This is a genomic window from Fictibacillus enclensis, assembly GCF_030123385.1.
Classification (GTDB): domain Bacteria; phylum Bacillota; class Bacilli; order Bacillales; family Fictibacillaceae; genus Fictibacillus_C; species Fictibacillus_C enclensis.
Map to the genome: position 1 here is coordinate 4,982,846 of NZ_CP126109.1, position 18,633 is coordinate 5,001,478.

Here is an 18,633-nt window from a genome sequence, read left to right on the forward strand (position 1 = left end):
AAAAGAAAGGATTATACTGAAAACACAGAATTGAAAACGCCATCATTTTAGACGGCGCAAGGAGGATTTACAATGATTATTGGTGTACCTACCGAAATTAAAAACAACGAGAATCGCGTAGCTTTGACGCCTGCGGGTGTTGTGGCATTAATAAAAGCAGGACATGAAGTATTGGTAGAAACAAACGCAGGTGAAGGAAGCGGCTTTCCGAACGAAGATTATGCTTCAGCCGGCGCTACAATGATCGACAATGCTGCAGATGTCTGGGCGAAATCCGATATGATCATGAAGGTAAAAGAACCACTTGCTTCCGAGTATAAGTATTTCCGCTCTGGATTGATTCTTTTCACCTATCTTCACCTTGCAGCCGAGCCTGAGCTTGCAGCTGCTCTTACCGAAAGCGGTGTGACAGCCATCGCATATGAAACAGTGGAACACAATCGCACACTTCCATTGCTGACTCCAATGAGTGAAGTTGCTGGACGCATGTCCGCTCAAATCGGAGCGCAATTCCTTGAAAAACCAAAAGGCGGAAAAGGAATTCTGCTTGGCGGCGTACCAGGAGTAAAACGCGGGAAAGTTACCGTTATCGGCGGCGGTGTCGTTGGAACAAACGCAGCTAAAGTAGCGGCAGGACTTGGTGCAGACGTAACGATCATCGACTTGAACCCTGACCGTCTCCGTCAGCTTGAGGATATTTTTGGAAAAAGCGTACAAACCTTGATGTCCAGCCCGCTGAACATTGCTGATGCAGTTGCCGAGTCTGACCTTGTTATCGGTGCTGTACTTATTCCAGGAGCAAAAGCGCCTAAGCTTGTAACCGAAGAAATGATCAAGTCCATGAAACCAGGATCTGTCATCGTGGACGTGGCGATTGACCAGGGCGGAATCTTTGAAACGGTCGACCATATCACGACTCACGATAACCCAACGTATGTGAAGCATGGCGTGGTTCACTATGCAGTGGCCAACATGCCTGGTGCAGTGCCCCGTACTTCTACGATTGCACTAACAAACGTGACTGTTCCTTACGCCCTTCAAATCGCAAACAAAGGCGTGACTGAAGCCGTTCTTTCAAATCCGGCATTGAAGTTGGGTCTAACCGTTGCTGGCGGCCATATTACGTATGAAGCAGTAGCTAAAGATCTTGGATACGAGTATCTTTCTGCAGAATCAGCACTTGAAAAAGCATTCCAGGCAATCTGATGAATAATTGAAACACCCTTCCTTCTTTTGTCCAAGAGGGGAGGGTGTTTTTTTGTTATGGCTTATATTTCCCGGTAAATAATTTGTCGAAATCAGCGTCACCATTGCTTTCTTGTTTGGTTTCTCCTATAATAAAGCCTTGTGCAAAACTAAATACTATGCGGTTCGAGAACTCCCGCTGTATCAAAACTAGGAGGTTATTATTGTGTTTAACGTTTACTATGGCATTTTGTTCGCCCTCGTGAACTTTATATTATTTTTAATCTGTTACCGATTGTTCGGAAAGCAGGGTTTATATGTCTGGGTAGGTGCAGCCACCATTTTGGCCAACATTCAGGTCGTCAAAACGATAGAAATGATTGGTTTGGTGATGACACTCGGTAATACTATGTATTCCACAATATACCTTTCTACCGACTTGCTGAATGAAAAGTACGGTCAGAAAGAAGCCAAAAAAGCGGTTTGGTTTGGATTTTTCACCCTGATCATGACAACGATCATCATGCAGATGGCCTTGTTTTTTGAACCGGCACAGAGCGATATTGCTCAAACGTCGATGGAAACACTGTTCGGGTTGATGCCTCGTCTTGCTGCTGCCAGCCTTGCTGCCTATCTGATCAGCCAGTTTATTGATGTGCGACTGTATTCCATGCTGAAGAAGGCCTTTCCCGGATACGGACAGCTCTGGATCCGGAACAACGGAAGCACGCTGCTGAGCCAGCTGATCGATTCTCTCGTATTTTGTACCCTCGCCTTTGCCGGCGTGTACGAGTGGAATGTATGGTTTGAAATCTTCATTACCACCTATTTGCTTAAATTTATTGTATCGGCAGCCTCGACTCCCGTTATTTATATTGCAAGAAGCTTTAAATTTAAGACAGAAAAAAGCGAAGCCTGAGCCGGGCTTCGCTTTTTTTGAATTTATGAAAATGACGTAAAATGCAAGTATTCTTTGTCGAACCGCAAGTAATTCGTGTCGAACCGCAACTAAACGGCCTGTAATCGCAACTAAATCGTGTCGGACCGCAAGTATTCAGCCCAATTCCGCAAGTAACACCCCAGCTCCTTCTTCCAGCTCTCAAAACAACAAATCTTGGACTAAATAACCTTCACTCTGAGATAAACTCCTTTTGTTGCCCTTTCGCGCGCTGCTTGATTCACCAAATGGATTTCCTCCGACAGAACGGATGCCCGCTCCAACCGCCCCTCCTGCATAACAAGAGGATCAATTAACCGGAGCTTGCTGATTCTGTGAATTTCATAGTCATCTTCCGTTTCCTCCAGTTCACCTGAAAAGTTCATCAGCTCATTTACCGCTCTTTGAATCTCCTCATCCCCATGCTTCTGTACTTTTTGCAGCAAACCAGCGTCATCCAGTAAAAAGTCCGGCATCGTAATGATCTTGCATTCAAGAGCTCTTTTCAAAATGGAGGAAAGAGCCTCATAGCTGTACACGTTCAGGGGATGAAGAAAGTAATCAATCACTTCTTTATAGTAGGTTTCCACAAACCAGCGGGCATCCTCCAGTGACCGTACATACAGTTTTCCTTCATGAACACTCAAGGATCGAAGAAACGCCAGGGTCTCATCCTTCGTAATTTTCCCTTGCTGGTACATATCTCTGAGTGTATAGTCAATCCGGTCGGCACAGAGGTCGGGAAGATTCTGTTCCAAAATAAAAAAATCGCCGTTCAATAGATCAGTACTGTAGCCATAGTCTTGCAATAGGGATGGAATTTCTGAATCCTCAATGACCGTGTGAAAGATTTCTTCGTGATAATCCTCTTCCGATCGTTTCAATACCGTATCCACCACATGTGAAAAGGCCGTATGGGATACATCATGAAGCAGGCCGGCAATTTGTTCTTCAAGGCTTCCACCGAGCCGTCGGATCAGGAGCATGACTCCAAGGGAATGTTCATACCGGGTAACATTCCACTCCGGACAGACCAAATAGCTTGCTCCGCCCTGCATTACCCCCTTCAGTCGCTGAATGGGAGCCGATTCAATCAACCGGCACAATACGTCTTCCAATTCAAATTCCCCATATAAATCGTCACTATAGATATTCTTCATCTTTTTTCTCCCTCCGCCCCAGCCAATGCAAAAGACAGGGACGCTGCCCTGCCTTTTGGTCTCTTACTATTTTTTCATTTCCTTGATCATGGTGTCCAGCATCTTATTTCGCTCGGCCAGCTTATGATTGATCTGTTTTTGGATGAGCAGCATCTGGTCTAAATGAGAACCGATTTTTGCTTTATCCTTCGCTTTAAGAGCAGTTTTCAGATTTTTCTTTTCTGCCTTTTCCTTATCCTTGAGCGATTTCATTTCCATATGAAGCTTTCTCATGCTTTGATGATATTGCTTCATTTTCGGATTTTTGTGCCAGCTTCCCGGCTGATTTCCTGAATGAAGCTGTAAAAGAGTATCCTTTTTCAGCAACGCTTCTTTTTTCAGCCCGTAATACTCCGCCTTCAACTGGTTTTTCTCATGCAGCTTGTCCTTGTAGGGTGCAAGCTGCTTCCACATATGATCTCTGTGCATATGGTGAGGCTGTTTGCTGTTTGTACCTTGAGCATGTGCAGCCAGGGCTCCGGCAAAAATGCCGATACCAAAACAGAAAGCTGCAGCCAGCATTATCACACGTTTCATGATGTTCATCCTCCTTTTATTGGGTGATACATCATTAGTGTGGACAGGAAATAAGAAAATATAGGAAAAACATTATGTGATTTTTTTCATAATGACTTAAAGATGACGGAGTATCCGGTTTACCGTTTCCCTGCGCAGGCCGACAAACTGCCCGATTTCCTCTTGTGTCAGTACATCCTTCACCGATAGATCAGGAAAGTATTGCTGAAACCAGCTTTCCAGCAGCAGGACACGATCCTTTGTTGAAACCGCCGTCAGCTGATCGATGCGCTGCTGCATCATCCGAAGCCTGGTTTGCAGCAGAAGCGCCACTTCCCGGTACTTTTCAGGGTTTTCCGAGAGCCCCCTGTACCACTGCTTTTCCGGAATCACTTCTACTTCAGCCGGAAGCAGGGCAATGGCAGTTCCATGATAATCCTTCTGGCTGATCAAAGAATGATGGGGAATCACTTCTCCAGGCAGAATTAAATTAAGCAAAGATGCGGTTCCATCTTCATGAACACGGACCACCTTAAGAAGCCCGCTTTTCAGTTCAAAAAGCGGACCACTTTCCCCTTGCCGAAATAACACTTCTCCTTTATGTAAAAACATGCTCGTCCACCTCTTTGTATAGTCTTCTACAACTATACCATGTCAATAAAGGCGGTTGGCCCTTTAATAATCTCTTCCTTTACCGGAATCCGAGATTTCAAGCAGATCCTCAGGGTATGGCTGAAACCAGCTCTGACGAAGCAGCTCTTCGTTTTCAAAACGGTACGCCCAAGATTTCAGCATGGCCAGTACACTGGAAAAAGGCTCTTTTTTCTCTTCCACCTTTTCCGTCATTTCAAGGAAATGTGATTTTTCCCTCTCATTCAATTGCACTTCAAAGGTTTTAACCATTTCTCTTGCAGCATTCAAGCTTGAATCATATCGTGCGGTCCGCAGAAATAGGCGCTGCAGCCCTTTTTCATACAGTGAAAAAAGTTCATCCTGCGCATGCCGGTCCTTGTTTTTTAAGATGCGGGTTAACAGCTTCAGTGTCGGCCGGCTGTAAGCCAGAAACAGATATCTGTTGTTTTCATGAAAATCATGAAGCCGCTCCAAGGAACCTTCTTTCTTCAATTCCCTGTAGGCGGCAAGCAGAAAAATTTTTGTGAAAAACCGTTCTCTGATCAAAAAGTTATTCAGCCGGCCTTCATCCTCCACCGCCAAGTGGCCGAACTTCTTAAGGACTTTTCCCCCGAAAAGCCCGCTGCTCGAGCCGACGGCCGGCCCTTTTTCAGTTGAGGCGTACAGTTTAACCTCCTTAAGCCCGCAGGAAGGAGAACGGCTTTTTAAAATAAAACCATCGATGTGTTCCAAAGACTGCAGGTATGCATTCGAAAATCGCTCTATATCCACTGTTACATCCCGTTCCGTTTTGGGCTGCACCAACCGCTGCTCTCCATCCTGCCGAACGATGCGGATGGTTTCTCTCGGTGTACCCAGCCCGATTTCCACTTCAGGGCAAACCGTTAAAAAATCTACGTATTTCATCAGCTTCCGGATGGTCGGATGATGGATGACATCCCCATTGTACCGGCAGTTATCGAACTCCAGACACCGGCTGACCACAAGCCTTGGCTTTGCAAATGCTCCCATGGCAATACTCCTTTTTATCAGCATAAGAGCATTGTGTCCCAAATATAAACGATTTAAATGGAATACGTGAGAAAATCGCCTTTGTGCCCGCCCATTTTTTCATAAAATCGTTGTGCCCTGTGGTTGTCTTGTGCGGTCTCCCAAAGCATGGCCGCATACCCGTTTTCGCCGGTATACTTCTTACAGGCTTGAAATAAACCGGTGGCCACATTGGTTCCCCGGCTGTCCTCTGCCACATAGAGGTCATTCATAACCGTGATTTTATCTGCCCGTGTGGTGCTGTATGTAAAATAAAGCGTGGCAAATCCCTTAAGAACTCCATCCTGTTCGGCTACAAACTGAAGCCCTTTTTCTCTCTCCAATAGAACAGCGACCAAGTCATCCAGCTTCTGATCAGCCGGCTTCGGGCTCTTGTAGAAATCCACAATATATTCAAGCATAAGCGCCTTTAACTGTGGGGAATCTGCCTTTTTACTCATTCGAATGATCGCTTCCATCTTCATTTCTCCTTTTGATTATCTTTGGCTGAAACTCAGCTCTGTGTACTGTTCAATCTCCTGGTAGCCAATGCTGCTGTATAACTCGTTCGCAGCAGCATTCGATCCATCGGCATAAAGGGTGCAATAAGTGATGTCCGTTTCAAGCAACCGTTTGCTGAGATTCGCCACACATGCTCTGGCATAGCCTTTTCTCCTTTGTTCCTGCGGAGTATACACCATATTAATCATCATCGTGCTTGGGGTCTGCCGGGTTAGTGCAGCCATACTGACAGGTTCGGACTTCTCGTTTTCCCATAAATAGATGCTATCTTTCCCTATCATTTCTTTTGCCTTTTCCAATGCTTCATTCTTCGTAAGCAATGAGCGGTTTTCTATACCCATCTCATACAGCCACCTTCCTGTCATTTCCCTGTCTTCCGGAGTTGCTTTCCGGAGCTCCCCACCGCAGCTTAAGGGAAATGAAATATTAGCTGTTCCATAGAGCTTCATACTCGACATCACGCGGTACGTATTACCGGTTTGAAGCAGCCACTCTTCTGCAAACGCATGGGCCAGTGCAGCAGGAGCGGAAAGCCGTACAATGCCCCAGTCTTCATCAATCAGCTTGTGAACGACAGATTCTACCCCTTCTTCCTCTCCAAATAGCTGCAGAGGACCTGGGGGCGCCATATACGCCGCAAGCCGAATATCCTTATCTTCCTTCACACAGCACAGAAAAGGCGGATTATGTATAGATGATTGCTTCTCAAGTTGTTTCATGCAGCTGGATAGCATATTGCCGCTGGCTGCTTCCTGCTTCATCAAAAATGGTTCAGCAGCTCTATAAAATTCGTTTACATTGCTGTAAGATTCCAGCTTCATTTTCCCACCACCTTCTTACTCATTTTTGCACAATCATTAACTAGTTCTTTGACGGAACGGAGCAAACCTTCTTTTACCCTTGAAAAAGCAAATTCATTGGCTTTCCTGTAAATTTCCCTTTATGATGGCTAAGAGGCATTGCAATAATAATAGATGAAAGGTTTGGTGAAGAAGATATGACAGAACAAAAAAATCAGCACATCTTATTAACAAGCCGTCCTAAAGGTATGCCTTCCATGGAGAACTTTACGTTTGAAGACATCGAGATTCCAGAACCGCAAAACGGTCAAGTACTGCTTAAAACGTTGTACCTATCTGTAGACCCTTATATGCGGGGAAGAATGAATGACACAAAATCCTATGTACCACCGTTTGAATTAAATCAGCCCGTCAGTGGGGGAATTGTTGCCGAAGTGGTCCAGTCCCGCTCAGGCGAACTTGAAGAGGGAGACCTGGTCATCGGCAATCTGCCATGGGCTCTTTACACCACTGCAGGGGAACAGGAAGTACGCAAGCTCGATCCTGAGCTCGCTCCGATTACGACCAATCTTGGCATCCTTGGCATGCCGGGCCTTACCGCTTACTTCGGATTACTTGATATCGGCAACCCGCAGGAAGGGGAAACCGTGGTGGTATCTGGTGCAGCCGGTGCAGTAGGAAGTACCGTCGGACAAATCGCCAAAATTAAAGGCGCCCGGGTCGTCGGCATTGCCGGATCAGAAGAAAAAGTGAATTACCTGAAAAATGAACTGGGCTTTGACGCCGTGGTCAACTACCGCGAGGCCGGCAACATCCGCCAGGCACTGAAAGAAGCATGCCCGGATGGCGTAGATGTTTATTTTGACAATGTTGGCGGAGAAATCTCGGATGCCGTCATCAGCCTGCTGAACAAATATGCGAGAATTCCGCTGTGCGGGCAGATTTCCCTTTATAATCTTGAAAAACAGGACGTGGGTCCACGCATTCAAGGACAGCTGCTGATCAACAGCGCACTGATCAAGGGATTCATTGTCAGCAACTATGCCTCCCAATTTGGGGAAGGCGCAAAGCAGCTGGGACAATGGCTGCAAGAAGGAAAGTTGAAATACGAAGAAAACGTCGTTGAAGGCTTCGAGAACACCATCGATGCATTCCTGGGCTTGTTTAAGGGAGAAAACCTCGGAAAACAGCTCGTGAAAGTGGCTGAACCCAGCCAGTCATAATTAGTAACGCTCCGGTTCATTTCCGGGGCGTTTTTATTTGGAGCAAGTTTTTTGAGGAAAATAGTTCACCGTTTGGCTTCCCTCTGTATACATTGGAACAAAAACGGAATTGAGGAACATTGATGAAGATGCTTGATCCTAAAAAGCTTTTTGTTCAATACCGCCCAAACGCCGCACCAACAGACCCCAAATCCCCACGCCGCTACACGCTGACCCATTCCGACACGACCGCCCAGCTTTTTTTAGTGGTTGGCCCTGAATTTGCCCACGATACCGCAAATCCGATGCGGGATGAAGTATATGCCGAATGGAAAACATTCAATCGCGAAAAAGTGCTGTACGGTTATGTGCTGATTGCAGATGAGAATACAACCGAATCAGTGGCCAGACAACGAAATGAGATCTTTTTGCGGGAGTTGCCACGTGTTCTTGAAGCTTTCCGATACGGCGACCGCTATTTTTTTGACGCCCACCCTGAATACAAGGAAGCTCCTGTCTATATTCAATTTGAATCGGTCTATCCTGAATTCCGCCAGCTCAAACCTTATGGCCCCATTTCAAAATATGTATAAAGCTTGAGGTGATGACTGTGCAAAAACCAAAACGCCATCCCTATACCAACCTGCTCATTCAACAGCACCAGACCGATAACGTAAATGTTCAGTACCCTCAGATTATTGGTCTTGCCAATTTGGAGACACAGAACAAGCTGAACACCGCGATAAAGAATAAGGTCTCTGGGCTGATGGCTGAGAACGGGATCAAGCGCAAAAATTTGGAGGAGATGACAGGGAGTTTTGAAGTGAAGCTTAATCAGGGAAAGTGGCTCAGTATCGTTTTTACCAATTACGCGTACTGGAAAGAAGCTGCACACGGCCTAACCCTCCAGGATTCAATCACCATGGATGTTAATATGGGCAAAATCGATAAGCTGAGCGATTTATTTAAATCGAACAGCTTTTACAAAACAAGGCTGACCTCCATCATCAAGAAAAAATTTAAGGAATACCAGTTTCCTCTCATTCAGCCATATGAAAGCGTCAAAGACGACGACCGCTTTTTTTTAACCTCCAAAAATCTGGTGATTTATTATCAGAGCTATGAGTACACCCCGTATTATATCGGTCTTCCCGAGTTCCCAATCCCTTTGACAAGCCTTTCTTCCATTCTTATTCCGGAGCTAAAAACTAATTTTCAATCTTAAGAAGCCGGTTCGTCGCTTTAAGATCAGAAATGGTCCCAGCACCGATTCCGAACATCGCCGCCCTCAGCTCAAATTCAATCTGTTCCAGCTTGGAAATGATAGCGTCTTCGTCCTGATCAGCGGCTGCTGGCAGCAAGGACCGGCCAAATCCAACCACATCAGCCCCTAGAACCAAAGCTTTTGCAGCATCCACTCCATTTTTCATACCACCGCTCGCAATGATATTTTCGAATGCGGTTTCTTTCCGTACCTCAATCAAGGCATCGGCGGTGGACAGTCCCCATTGTTGAAACGCTTCTGCTGCCTGCTCTCTCATTTTGTTCTTTGAACGGTACTTTTCCACTTGAATCCAGGACGTTCCCCCTGCTCCCGCCACATCAAGAAACTGAATGCCTGCCTCTTTTAATTTTTTGGCGGTCTCGCCATCAATGCCCATTCCCACTTCTTTAACCCCCACTGGAACGGGGAGGCTTGCGGCCACCTCTTCAATCTTGGGGAGCAGCTCTGAAAAGTTGGTATCCCCTTCCGGCTGAAAGGCTTCCTGCATACTGTTGAGATGCAGGACGAGTGCATCCGCTTCCGCAATCTCCACCACCCGCAGGCACTCCTTGGTGCCGTAGCCATAATTGAACTGGACGGCCCCTAAATTGGCGATAATCGGTACAGTCGGTGCATATTTTCGTATGTTAAATGTATAAGCTACACCCTCATTCTCCACCGCTGCTCTCATCGAACCGAGACCCATTGCCCAGCCCATTTTCTCGGCAGCCATGGCCAGCCTCCTGTTGATCTGGTAGGCCCGTTCTGTGCCCCCTGTCATGGAGCTGATTAAGAACGGGGTACGCCGGCCCTTTTTCATAAAGGCAGTGGAAAGATCGATATCACGGAAATTGATTTCAGGAAGCGCATTATGCTTAAACGAATACCTCTCAAATCCGGTCGTTATGTTTCGGCTTTGCACCTCTTTGTTCAGCGCGATATCAATGTGCTCGGTTTTCCTTTGTTCTGTAAGATTTTGTTTTTCATCCATCATCATTCCCCCGTTCAGGACCGCTGTGTCTTCCTAGACTTCCCTGGTTTAACATAAGAAAAACAGGCAGTTTTTCACCTGCCTGTTTCTCCCCGTCATTCACTTTTTTCAAATAAGGAAAGGTACTCGCCATATCCTTCTTTTTCGAGGTCGCTTTTCGGGACGAACCTCAATGCGGCAGAATTGATGCAATACCGCAAACCGCCTTTATCCTGCGGTCCGTCATTGAACACATGTCCAAGATGGGAATCGGCCGATTTGCTTCTGACTTCAGTACGGACCATAAAATGGCTGAAGTCCTTTTTCTCTTCAACTTCCGACTGCTGGATAGGCTTCGTAAAGCTCGGCCAGCCACAATTGGAATCAAACTTGTCAAGAGAGGTGAACAGCGGTTTTCCTGAGACAATATCTACATAAATACCGTCTTCTTTATGATCCCAGTACGGGTTCTGAAACGGAGGTTCCGTCGCATCGTTCTGGGTCACCTCATATTGAATCGGTGTTAACTTTTTCTTCAGTTCATTTTTGTCTGGTTTGTTGCTCCAATTCTGTTTGATAAAATCTTCCCTCCCTGAACCTTTGCGGTACCGTTGGTAATGCGCAGGGTTCTTTTTATGGTAATCCTGATGGTACGTCTCTGCTGGATAAAACGTGGATGCCGGAAGAATCGGCGTCACAATCGGTTTCTGGAAACGGCCGCTTTCGGCAAGCTCCTGTTTGGACGCTTCCGCCAGTTCCTTCTGCTGTTCTGTATGATAAAAAATGGCGGTGCGGTAAGAATCGCCGCGGTCATAAAACTGGCCGCCGGGATCTGTCGGATCAATCTGCTGCCAAAAAAGAGTCAGCAGTTTTTCATATGGAAAAACATCCGGATCATAAGTGATCTGCACGGCCTCGTAATGTCCGGTCGTATCGGAGCAGACTTCCTCGTACGTCGGATTCTCGGTGTGGCCGCCCGTATATCCTGAAACCACGGAAATGATGCCCGGCTGTTCCTCAAACGGCGAAACCATGCACCAAAAGCAACCTCCCGCAAACGTAGCAAGCTGCTGATTCTCTTGAGTACCCAAAAACCTCACTCCATTTCTTTGGAAATCTTAAATTCCATTATCCCTATCATAAAACAAGTATCACACATTTTAAAAAAATAATGCTTAAATAGAAAAGCTGAAGCCGCTGTTTAGAGACGACAAGCGTTGGAACTCTTGAACAACAACACGCTCTTTGTGTTGTAGTGAGAGAGTGAAACGATCGAGTCTCTAGCGGCTGAAGCTGGATCATAGTTGGAAAAGCTGAAGCGACCGTTTAAAAGCGAAGTCGTTGGAACTCTTGAACACAAATACGCTTTTTGTATTTTTGTGAGAGAGTGAAACGATCGAGCTTTTGGTCGCTGAAGCTGGATCAATATAAGAAAAACTAAAGTTCCGGTTAGGCCCGACAATTTATGAAAATGATGTGATATGCAACTAAATCATGTCGAACCGCAAGTACTTAGGCCTCTACCGCAAGTATTTCTTGCCGAACTGCAAGTAAATGGGCTAACACCGCAACTAAACCGTGTCGAACCGCAACTAACGCCGAGCATCATGTTCCCGCAGTACTCAACACACACATCCCGCCACACCCCCACTTCAATAACTTTCATAAAAACCCACTATTATATTTCTTTTTCCTTTTCAAGCCACTCATATGCGCCAATCCACCCGGTTGAACTTCCCGTAAACGGGCAAACTAGAGGCAAGAACGGCAAGTAAGGAGGATAAAATGCATGGCAAGAAGAAGCCGCACGCCCTTAGTACCTGAATCAAGGCCCGCACTGGACCAGCTGAAGGCAAAGGTAATGAAAGAAGTTGGTTATGCTGTAGATACGTCCCAGCCCGAGGCGGTGAAATATGAAGTAGCAAAAGGCATGAATGTGCCGATGCAAAAAGATTACAACGGACAGCTGACAGCCAAGCAGGCCGGAACGGTTGGCGGCCAGATCGGCGGCCGGATGGTGAGTGAACTCATCAGACAGGCGAAACAGCATCTGAACAAGCAACATTAAATAAAGGCTGACGCATGGCCCCATTCGAAGACCAGGCGCTCAGCCTTTTTGCATGTTACTGGTTGGTTGAAGGCAGTAATAGTAAGCCATCACCGATTGGCCGTTCACCCGCTGCGTCGGATGGATCATTCACCAGCTCACCGTTCACATTCATGGTGGTGGATCCCCCGCCATCCAGGTTCACTGCTTCCATTGCCCCCAGTGCTTTCATTAATCGAGCTTCTTCTTCAAAGGTCATCCCGATGCTATATCCGGGATTCTTGCCATCCACCGTCACCAGAAGCAAAGTTCCGTTCGGTTTGATACCGGCGATGGTTCGTGGATTCCTCCGCTCGCCAAAACGATAGTAAAATTCAGGATCAACGGGCTGATGAAACCCTTCCTTTGTGGCGTTAATATAGACTTTTCCATGCTTTAACAGCCTTGGACCGCCGTTAATCACTCCATATTTCGCGGACGATGGGAGAGTTTTGTTATCAGCCGTAACGGTCTTTTTTACTGAAAGCTTCTTTCCAGCCACCGCATGCTCTTTTAGCCAATCAGCAGAATCTCCAGTTCCGGCAATGACCGAGCCGCCAAACGGTATGCTGGCACCGCGTGAAAATCGGACATCGAGCACCCTTCCATTGCGATCTAGCACGACATCCGTTCCTGGTCCTTCTGGTGTCCTGTTTCCGAATGCAGATGTATATTGAATCAATTCATCCGGATCCGTACATGTAAAGTCATGCCGGGGAAGAACAGTTTCTGTGTCACCAATTCCGCCACAGCCTCGGATAAGCCCCGGAACCCGGTTCAATCCATCGAGCGTTGCCCTGGTATCATGGTTCCCTTTGATCGTCAGTTTGGTCTTGACAGAGGCGATGTTGGCTTGATTTTGCCGGTTCAGTACCAGGCTGGTTCTTCCTTTAACCGCTTCACTGATAAGGTCTCCATTAATCACAGAAACCCCCGCCAAGTCTCCTTCTGTTCCATCCTGCGGTCCCATGACAAAATAACCGCCGTTGACTCCCGCCACAGCATGTGTGGTTTTCGCCATATCACTTAGCTTTTCCTTGCCGGGAACGACACCTTGAGCCAGTACTGGCTCAAGACTTCCATTCCATTGGCGGGTGTTTATCTCCAGAATGCGTACAGCCCATGGGCCTGTGGATTCTTCCCCATCTTCAGGGATATAGACTACTTTCGATTTGCTGTATCCTTCAGAGACCAATTTCTTTTGTTCGCTTTTTGCATCCGATTCCTTTTGGAAAGGGCCCGTTCGTACGAGATAGCCCAGAGGTTTTCCGTGTTCAGGGTCATCCTGTGCCCGGTCCGCCAGCGTTTTGACCGTCGCCTTATAACCTTTTTCCGTTAGTTCCTTTGAAAGCTGTTCGGCTTCAGCCTGGTCCTCTGTAAACGCAGCATCGACCATATAGCCAGAGGGGCCGCTCACCTTCCCATATACAGACTCGGTATATGTAAGACCCTTCTCCAGTTTTTGTACCTCTTTGGTTTTTGGTGTGGTGAATGGTTCTTCTTGAGCGTTGGCAAGCGGAGCTGGAAGCAGGATTCCCATTACGCTTATAAACATAGCAACACGGCCCATTCGATCCTTCGCAAATCTTTTCACAGCTTTACCCCTTTTCCTTTTTTAGTCAATTCACGTTAAGTATAACGGATAGTTGTGGAGAGAGAGTTACAGGCTGTTAAAACTTTGTAAAAAGTGAAAAAAAGATTAACCTGAAAAAAGTCGCGCAAAATAAAATTTGTATGCAATGTTTTTTATTGACAATTCCTTCAGCAAGCATTTAATATATATTTTGTGCATAAATAGTTGGTATGCGAACTATTAATAAAGCAAACTGTTCACAAAATGAGAAAGTGGGGATGATAGTTTAATGAATCTGCTCAACAATGAGCTGCTGGATTCCTTTATACGAATACAAAAAGCCTTATACTCACTGATGAAGGAAGATGCTGACAGGGCAGGATTGACGGTGGTGCAGCTAAAAGCTATGTACAAAATTCACCGTTCACCAAACACTGGCCTGAGGGAGCTTGCAGCCAGTTTAAAATTAACAAACAGCACGATGAGCGGTGTGGTTGACCGGCTCGTATCCAGCGGTTTGCTGGAACGCGATATATCAACCGCTGACAGAAGAGCCATCACCTTGAAACTAACGGAGGATGGCGAACAAAAGCTTCAGGAAGCTACAGGAGATGATTCTTCTTTCACAAAGAGAATTATGGAGATTACAAAAATGGATCCTGAAGATAAAGACCACCTGCTGAGAATTCATCAGCAAATCATGACGATTCTAACAACCAAGGAGGAAAACCATTCATGAACATGCGCCGTTTAGCGGTCTTAAACGTAATTATTTTAATCATTTTAATCGGTGGTGGCATTGCTGCGTACTACTATTACAACCAATCTGCGAACTACATCAAAACAGATAATGCCCAAATTGCGGGCCAACAGGTAACCATCGCAGCTCCAGCCAACGGAAAGCTGACAGACTGGAAAGGTGAAGTCGGCAAAGAATTCAATAAAGGCTCTGAAATTGGGACCATTACTGCTGCTCCTTCCCAAGGATCAACAGGAATGTCCAAAGTAAAAATTGATGCGCCAAAGCATAGCACGATCGTTCAGCAAGCTGCCGTGGAGGATTCGTTTGTGGCTGCCGGAACACCGCTTGCTCACGCTTATGACATGAGTAACCTTTGGGTAACAGCCAACGTGCAGGAAACAGATATTGACGATGTGAAAAAAAATCAAGACGTTGATGTTTATGTCGATTCGTTCCCTAACAACACACTCTCAGGAAAAGTGGAAGAGATTGGCCTTGCAACTGCCAACACGTTTTCCATGCTGCCAAGCTCAAATAACACTGGAAACTACACAAAAGTAACCCAGGTTATTCCTGTTAAAATTTCGTTAGACAGCTATTCTGGCCTTGATATTGTTCCTGGAATGAATGTAACCGTACGGATCCACAAGTAGGTGGTGAGACGATGTCAATTTATATCATAGGCTATGTCCTTATATCCATTGTTCTTTTGCTGACGGTGAACTTTATTGCAGTCCGTGCAAACCGGAGAAAACAATGGGAAGAGCAGGATCATATTTCGGAGCGGGCTACGGGCCATCCATATGACTCCAACGAACTGATCGATGCGACGCTGGAAGATACAGCGGTCTCTGAACCCGCTCTCGAATTTGTGACGTCCGCTGCCGAAAAGCAGCAGGTAGAAAGTTCCCTTCAGACCATTAAAAAAGCAAAGCAGGATGAACCCATTCCAGTGGGACGAATCCTGACTGTACTGATGCTTGGGGCTTTTATCGCTATTTTGAACCAAACGTTGCTCAATGTAGCGATTCCCCACATCATGAATGACTTGAATGTTTCTGCTACAACCGTTCAGTGGGTTTCCACCGGATATATGCTGGTGAACGGGGTATGTATTCCGATTACAGCCTATTTGATCGAAAGGTTTGGAACAAGAACTCTGTTCATTGCCGCCATGTTCCTGTTTACAGCAGGAGCCGTCATTTGTTCCATTTCAACGTCGTTTGGCTTGTTAATGGTGGGGCGTGTGGTTCAGGCCGCTGGAGCCGGTATTATCATGCCGCTCATGATGACCGTTTTTCTTACGGTCTTTCCTATTGAAAAACGCGGTCAGGCGATGGGGACCATGGGAATTGCGATGCTTTTTGCTCCCGCTCTTGGCCCAACGCTTTCAGGATATATTGTGGAGCATTACTCCTGGAGACTGCTTTTTGACATCATCATTCCGTTTGGTGTCATTGACCTGATTATCGCTTTTGCATGGATGAAAGACGTTATTCAAAAATCGAATCCAAAGTTCGATTTCACAGGATTTCTCTTTTCAACGATTGGTTTCGGTTCGCTATTATACGGCTTCAGTGAAGCCGGAAGTGAAGGCTGGACCAGTGCCATTGTATTATCTACCATTATGATCGGGTTAGTTTCCCTTGCCGCATTTACATGGAGGGAACTTACCACCGATAAACCGATGTTGAATTTACGTGTATTTAAATATGATGTGTTTGCACTGACAACCGTCATCAGCATGATCATCAATATGGCGATGTTTGCAGCCATGATCCTTCTGCCGATTTATCTGCAGAATATCCGTGGATTTACTCCATTGGAGTCCGGATTGCTCTTATTGCCGGGAGCCATCATTATGGGGATTATGTCTCCGATTTCCGGAGCGTTGTTTGACCGGATCGGTGCACGCCCGCTGGCCATCATCGGGTTGACCATTACGGTAATCACCACATGGGAATTCAGCCATCTTTCCACCGACACCACCTATGGACATATTTTGTTCATGTATGTTTCCCGAATGTTTGGCATGTCGTTTTTGATGATGACCGTAATGACCGCAGGGATGAATCAGCTGCCGCGGCACTTAAACAGCCATGGTACCGCCACATCCAACACGATGAGACAGGTGGCAGGTTCACTCGGTACGGCCTTCCTGGTGACGATCTTTTCCAACCGTCAGGAATTCCATACCGCTGATTACGCCAATGTCGTAACCACCTCAAATCCGATCGTTTCAGAGAAAATCGGTGCTTTGGGCCAGGGACTTGCCCATATGGCCGGACTGCCTTCAAGCGCAGGAAATTCATTAGGTATTCAGGTGATCTACGGTACAGCCGCAAAGCAGGCAGCGATTGATGGAATTAACGATGCCTTTATCGTCGCAACAGGAATCGCCTTTGTGGCCCTGGTTCTCTCCTTTTTCATCAAGCGGGTTATACCGTCAGGAAAGTAAATTCAATGAGAAGAAGCTGTCTTTCGGGACAGTTTCTTTTTTTATTTTCATAAAGCCTGCTTGAATTTTTGAAAACCAATGAAAACCCTTTCATGACAATGGTTTCGCTTGCTTGAAATTTCCGAAAATACCCACATTTTTTCATTTTGCTCGATTTCTATCCTTTCATAATCCATCCCCTCCTCCTCCTTCACGTCCTCTCACACCCCATGATGAAATTAAATCCGGTATCCTCCATATTCCTCCCTTTATGGACATCATCCACACTATCTCGGCATGAGCGGTTGTATCGATTTTCATGCTTCGTTATACTCGTAACCGTTGCTTATTGAACCGGAAAAAGAACACATGAGGAGTGAACGTTTTGAGTCTATCTACTATTAAAAATAAACGCATTGTCGTAAAAATCGGATCCAGTTCCTTAACAAGCCGTCATGGTGAAATCAGCCGGAGAAAGCTGGAGCGCCTGGTGGACGAAATTGTCATGCTTAAGGATGATGGACATGAGGTAGTGCTCGTTTCTTCTGGAGCTGTGGCTGCCGGATACCGAAAGCTCGGATGCCTTTCAAGACCGACATCTCTTCCGGAAAAGCAAGCCGCTGCTTCAATCGGACAGGGACTTTTAATGGAAGCTTATTCGGAAAGATTTATTTCTCACGGATATACTGCTTCTCAAATCCTGATTACGCGAAGTGATTTTTCTGATAAAAAACGATACACGAACGCAAGGAACACCATAAATGTTTTATTGGACCGCGGCATCGTGCCGATCATTAATGAAAATGACACGATTACGGTGGAACGCCTGAAGTTCGGAGATAATGACACCCTTTCCGCCAAAGTGTCAGGCCTGGTCAATGCCGACCAGCTTCTGATCTTATCAGATATCGATGGTCTGTATACGGAAGATCCAAGAAATAACCCGGATGCCCGTTTATTGGAAGAGGTTTACGAAATCACACCAGAAATTGAAGCCTCTGCCGGCGATTCCGCAAGTGAAGTAGGAACAGGCGGCATGCGTTCAAAAATTGATGCTGTGAAAATTGCGATGGCCTCCGGTATTCCATCGTTCCTCGGAGATGCTGCAAAACCCAACATTATTTATAATGCGGTACAGGAAACAGCAAGAGGAACGTATTTCACCCCGCAGGAGGACAGTGAAAACCTTGATGTCAGAAGACAATGGATCGCGTTTCATTCAGGTCCAGAAGGTGAAATCGTGGTGTCAGACGAAGCAAAAGCTGAGATTACAGAGCATAAAAGTTTGTACCCTACAGGAATTGAATATGTGGAAGGTTATTTTAAAAAAGGCGCTGTGGTGCGCATCAAAGATATGGACGGCATTCAGATTGGACTTGGCGTCAGCAATTACTCATCGAAGGACTTAATCAAGATTAAAGGACATACGAAGGAAGAAATTGCAGATATCATTGATGTTGATCCTCAGGAAGCTATTAACAATGCTGATCTTGTATGCCACACCAGTTTAGCTGTACCGCTACTATCATAAGGAGGCG

The 18,633-nt window shown here is 46.1% G+C and carries 19 protein-coding genes; 10 read left to right on the forward strand and 9 right to left on the reverse strand.

The window, feature by feature from the left end; translation table 11 throughout:
• The first annotated feature begins 72 nt into the window (after nucleotides 1-72).
• Together ald and QNH15_RS25560 are read left to right on the forward strand one after the other, a co-directional pair.
• Nucleotides 73-1,206: an alanine dehydrogenase gene (ald, locus tag QNH15_RS25555; protein WP_283891588.1), complete on the forward strand. Its 1,134-nt coding sequence runs from the start codon at nucleotides 73-75 to the stop codon at nucleotides 1,204-1,206.
• A gap of 205 nt (nucleotides 1,207-1,411) precedes the next feature.
• Complete coding sequence (locus QNH15_RS25560; protein ID WP_283891589.1) at nucleotides 1,412-2,104, forward strand: queuosine precursor transporter; 693 nt, start codon at nucleotides 1,412-1,414, stop codon at nucleotides 2,102-2,104.
• A 200-nt stretch (nucleotides 2,105-2,304) separates the two neighbouring features.
• Here QNH15_RS25560 and QNH15_RS25565 read toward each other — a convergent pair whose 3' ends face one another.
• The 6 genes from QNH15_RS25565 to QNH15_RS25590 all read right to left on the reverse strand — a co-directional run bounded on the left by QNH15_RS25565 (nucleotide 2,305) and on the right by QNH15_RS25590 (nucleotide 6,842).
• A complete protein-coding gene (locus tag QNH15_RS25565; RefSeq protein WP_283891593.1) occupies nucleotides 2,305-3,282 on the reverse strand; it encodes an HD domain-containing protein in 978 nt (325 codons plus the stop codon).
• Nucleotides 3,283-3,348: 66 nt separating this feature from the next.
• A complete protein-coding gene (locus tag QNH15_RS25570) occupies nucleotides 3,349-3,858 on the reverse strand; it encodes a hypothetical protein (RefSeq protein WP_283891594.1) in 510 nt (169 codons plus the stop codon).
• Nucleotides 3,859-3,954: 96 nt separating this feature from the next.
• The gene (locus QNH15_RS25575) at nucleotides 3,955-4,449 is read right to left on the reverse strand and encodes a Crp/Fnr family transcriptional regulator (RefSeq protein WP_061973296.1); all 495 of its coding nucleotides are present in this window, start codon (nucleotides 4,447-4,449) and stop codon (nucleotides 3,955-3,957) included.
• A 63-nt stretch (nucleotides 4,450-4,512) separates the two neighbouring features.
• On the reverse strand, nucleotides 4,513-5,481 hold the full coding sequence (locus QNH15_RS25580) for a YbgA family protein (RefSeq protein ID WP_283891595.1): 969 nt from the start codon (nucleotides 5,479-5,481) through the stop codon (nucleotides 4,513-4,515).
• 53 nt (nucleotides 5,482-5,534) lie between these two features.
• Nucleotides 5,535-5,978, reverse strand: coding sequence for a GNAT family N-acetyltransferase (locus QNH15_RS25585; RefSeq protein WP_283891596.1), 444 nt, complete (start codon nucleotides 5,976-5,978; stop codon nucleotides 5,535-5,537).
• Nucleotides 5,979-5,996: 18 nt separating this feature from the next.
• Nucleotides 5,997-6,842 (reverse strand): GNAT family N-acetyltransferase, encoded by an 846-nt coding sequence (locus tag QNH15_RS25590; RefSeq protein ID WP_283891597.1) that lies wholly within the window; start codon nucleotides 6,840-6,842, stop codon nucleotides 5,997-5,999.
• A 176-nt stretch (nucleotides 6,843-7,018) separates the two neighbouring features.
• On the opposite strand from QNH15_RS25590, the gene QNH15_RS25595 reads away from it, so the two are divergent.
• The 3 genes from QNH15_RS25595 to QNH15_RS25605 all read left to right on the forward strand — a co-directional run bounded on the left by QNH15_RS25595 (nucleotide 7,019) and on the right by QNH15_RS25605 (nucleotide 9,248).
• Nucleotides 7,019-8,044 (forward strand): NADP-dependent oxidoreductase, encoded by a 1,026-nt coding sequence (locus QNH15_RS25595; RefSeq protein ID WP_283891599.1) that lies wholly within the window; start codon nucleotides 7,019-7,021, stop codon nucleotides 8,042-8,044.
• Between the two features lie 122 nt (nucleotides 8,045-8,166).
• Nucleotides 8,167-8,616 (forward strand): staygreen family protein, encoded by a 450-nt coding sequence (locus QNH15_RS25600; protein WP_283891601.1) that lies wholly within the window; start codon nucleotides 8,167-8,169, stop codon nucleotides 8,614-8,616.
• Nucleotides 8,617-8,633: 17 nt separating this feature from the next.
• On the forward strand, nucleotides 8,634-9,248 hold the full coding sequence (locus QNH15_RS25605) for a DUF3298 and DUF4163 domain-containing protein (protein ID WP_283891603.1): 615 nt from the start codon (nucleotides 8,634-8,636) through the stop codon (nucleotides 9,246-9,248).
• Here QNH15_RS25605 and fni read toward each other — a convergent pair.
• Together fni and msrB are read right to left on the reverse strand one after the other, a co-directional pair.
• Nucleotides 9,232-10,278: a type 2 isopentenyl-diphosphate Delta-isomerase gene (fni, locus tag QNH15_RS25610; RefSeq protein ID WP_283891605.1), complete on the reverse strand. Its 1,047-nt coding sequence runs from the start codon at nucleotides 10,276-10,278 to the stop codon at nucleotides 9,232-9,234. The two genes, QNH15_RS25605 and fni, sit on opposite strands and share 17 nt — an antisense overlap.
• 95 nt (nucleotides 10,279-10,373) lie before the next feature.
• Nucleotides 10,374-11,348 (reverse strand): peptide-methionine (R)-S-oxide reductase MsrB, encoded by a 975-nt coding sequence (msrB, locus tag QNH15_RS25615; protein WP_283891607.1) that lies wholly within the window; start codon nucleotides 11,346-11,348, stop codon nucleotides 10,374-10,376.
• Nucleotides 11,349-12,046: 698 nt separating this feature from the next.
• On the opposite strand from msrB, the gene QNH15_RS25620 reads away from it, so the two are divergent.
• The gene (locus tag QNH15_RS25620; RefSeq protein ID WP_283891608.1) at nucleotides 12,047-12,325 is read left to right on the forward strand and encodes an alpha/beta-type small acid-soluble spore protein; all 279 of its coding nucleotides are present in this window, start codon (nucleotides 12,047-12,049) and stop codon (nucleotides 12,323-12,325) included.
• Nucleotides 12,326-12,380: 55 nt separating this feature from the next.
• On the opposite strand, the gene QNH15_RS25625 is transcribed toward QNH15_RS25620, so the two are convergent.
• Nucleotides 12,381-13,937, reverse strand: coding sequence for a phosphodiester glycosidase family protein (locus QNH15_RS25625; protein WP_283891610.1), 1,557 nt, complete (start codon nucleotides 13,935-13,937; stop codon nucleotides 12,381-12,383).
• Between the two features lie 268 nt (nucleotides 13,938-14,205).
• Between QNH15_RS25625 and QNH15_RS25630 the strand changes: the two genes are divergently transcribed.
• From QNH15_RS25630 to proB, 4 genes are all read left to right on the forward strand, one after another.
• Nucleotides 14,206-14,655 (forward strand): MarR family winged helix-turn-helix transcriptional regulator, encoded by a 450-nt coding sequence (locus QNH15_RS25630; protein WP_283891612.1) that lies wholly within the window; start codon nucleotides 14,206-14,208, stop codon nucleotides 14,653-14,655.
• Nucleotides 14,652-15,311: an HlyD family secretion protein gene (locus QNH15_RS25635; protein WP_283891613.1), complete on the forward strand. Its 660-nt coding sequence runs from the start codon at nucleotides 14,652-14,654 to the stop codon at nucleotides 15,309-15,311. Before QNH15_RS25630 ends, QNH15_RS25635 begins: the two co-directional genes overlap by 4 nt.
• 11 nt (nucleotides 15,312-15,322) lie before the next feature.
• Complete coding sequence (locus tag QNH15_RS25640) at nucleotides 15,323-17,116, forward strand: DHA2 family efflux MFS transporter permease subunit (protein ID WP_283891614.1); 1,794 nt, start codon at nucleotides 15,323-15,325, stop codon at nucleotides 17,114-17,116.
• 364 nt (nucleotides 17,117-17,480) lie between these two features.
• Nucleotides 17,481-18,626 (forward strand): glutamate 5-kinase, encoded by a 1,146-nt coding sequence (gene proB / locus QNH15_RS25645; protein WP_283891615.1) that lies wholly within the window; start codon nucleotides 17,481-17,483, stop codon nucleotides 18,624-18,626.
• Nucleotides 18,627-18,633: the final 7 nt, after the last annotated feature.

Excerpts from the sequence above, each read along its gene's own strand:
- QNH15_RS25590 (WP_283891597.1), bottom strand. The coding sequence starts at position 6,842 with ATGAAGCTGGAATCTTACAGCAATGTAAACGAATTTTATAGAGCTGCT.
- QNH15_RS25575 (WP_061973296.1), bottom strand. The coding sequence starts at position 4,449 with ATGTTTTTACATAAAGGAGAAGTGTTATTTCGGCAAGGGGAAAGTGGT.
- QNH15_RS25620 (WP_283891608.1), top strand. The coding sequence starts at position 12,047 with ATGGCAAGAAGAAGCCGCACGCCCTTAGTACCTGAATCAAGGCCCGCA.
- QNH15_RS25580 (WP_283891595.1), bottom strand. The coding sequence starts at position 5,481 with ATGGGAGCATTTGCAAAGCCAAGGCTTGTGGTCAGCCGGTGTCTGGAG.
- ald (WP_283891588.1), top strand. The coding sequence starts at position 73 with ATGATTATTGGTGTACCTACCGAAATTAAAAACAACGAGAATCGCGTA.
- QNH15_RS25595 (WP_283891599.1), top strand. The coding sequence starts at position 7,019 with ATGACAGAACAAAAAAATCAGCACATCTTATTAACAAGCCGTCCTAAA.
- QNH15_RS25635 (WP_283891613.1), top strand. The coding sequence starts at position 14,652 with ATGAACATGCGCCGTTTAGCGGTCTTAAACGTAATTATTTTAATCATT.
- QNH15_RS25600 (WP_283891601.1), top strand. The coding sequence starts at position 8,167 with ATGAAGATGCTTGATCCTAAAAAGCTTTTTGTTCAATACCGCCCAAAC.
- QNH15_RS25570 (WP_283891594.1), bottom strand. The coding sequence starts at position 3,858 with ATGAAACGTGTGATAATGCTGGCTGCAGCTTTCTGTTTTGGTATCGGC.
- QNH15_RS25565 (WP_283891593.1), bottom strand. The coding sequence starts at position 3,282 with ATGAAGAATATCTATAGTGACGATTTATATGGGGAATTTGAATTGGAA.
- QNH15_RS25630 (WP_283891612.1), top strand. The coding sequence starts at position 14,206 with ATGAATCTGCTCAACAATGAGCTGCTGGATTCCTTTATACGAATACAA.
- fni (WP_283891605.1), bottom strand. The coding sequence starts at position 10,278 with ATGGATGAAAAACAAAATCTTACAGAACAAAGGAAAACCGAGCACATT.
- QNH15_RS25585 (WP_283891596.1), bottom strand. The coding sequence starts at position 5,978 with ATGGAAGCGATCATTCGAATGAGTAAAAAGGCAGATTCCCCACAGTTA.
- QNH15_RS25640 (WP_283891614.1), top strand. The coding sequence starts at position 15,323 with ATGTCAATTTATATCATAGGCTATGTCCTTATATCCATTGTTCTTTTG.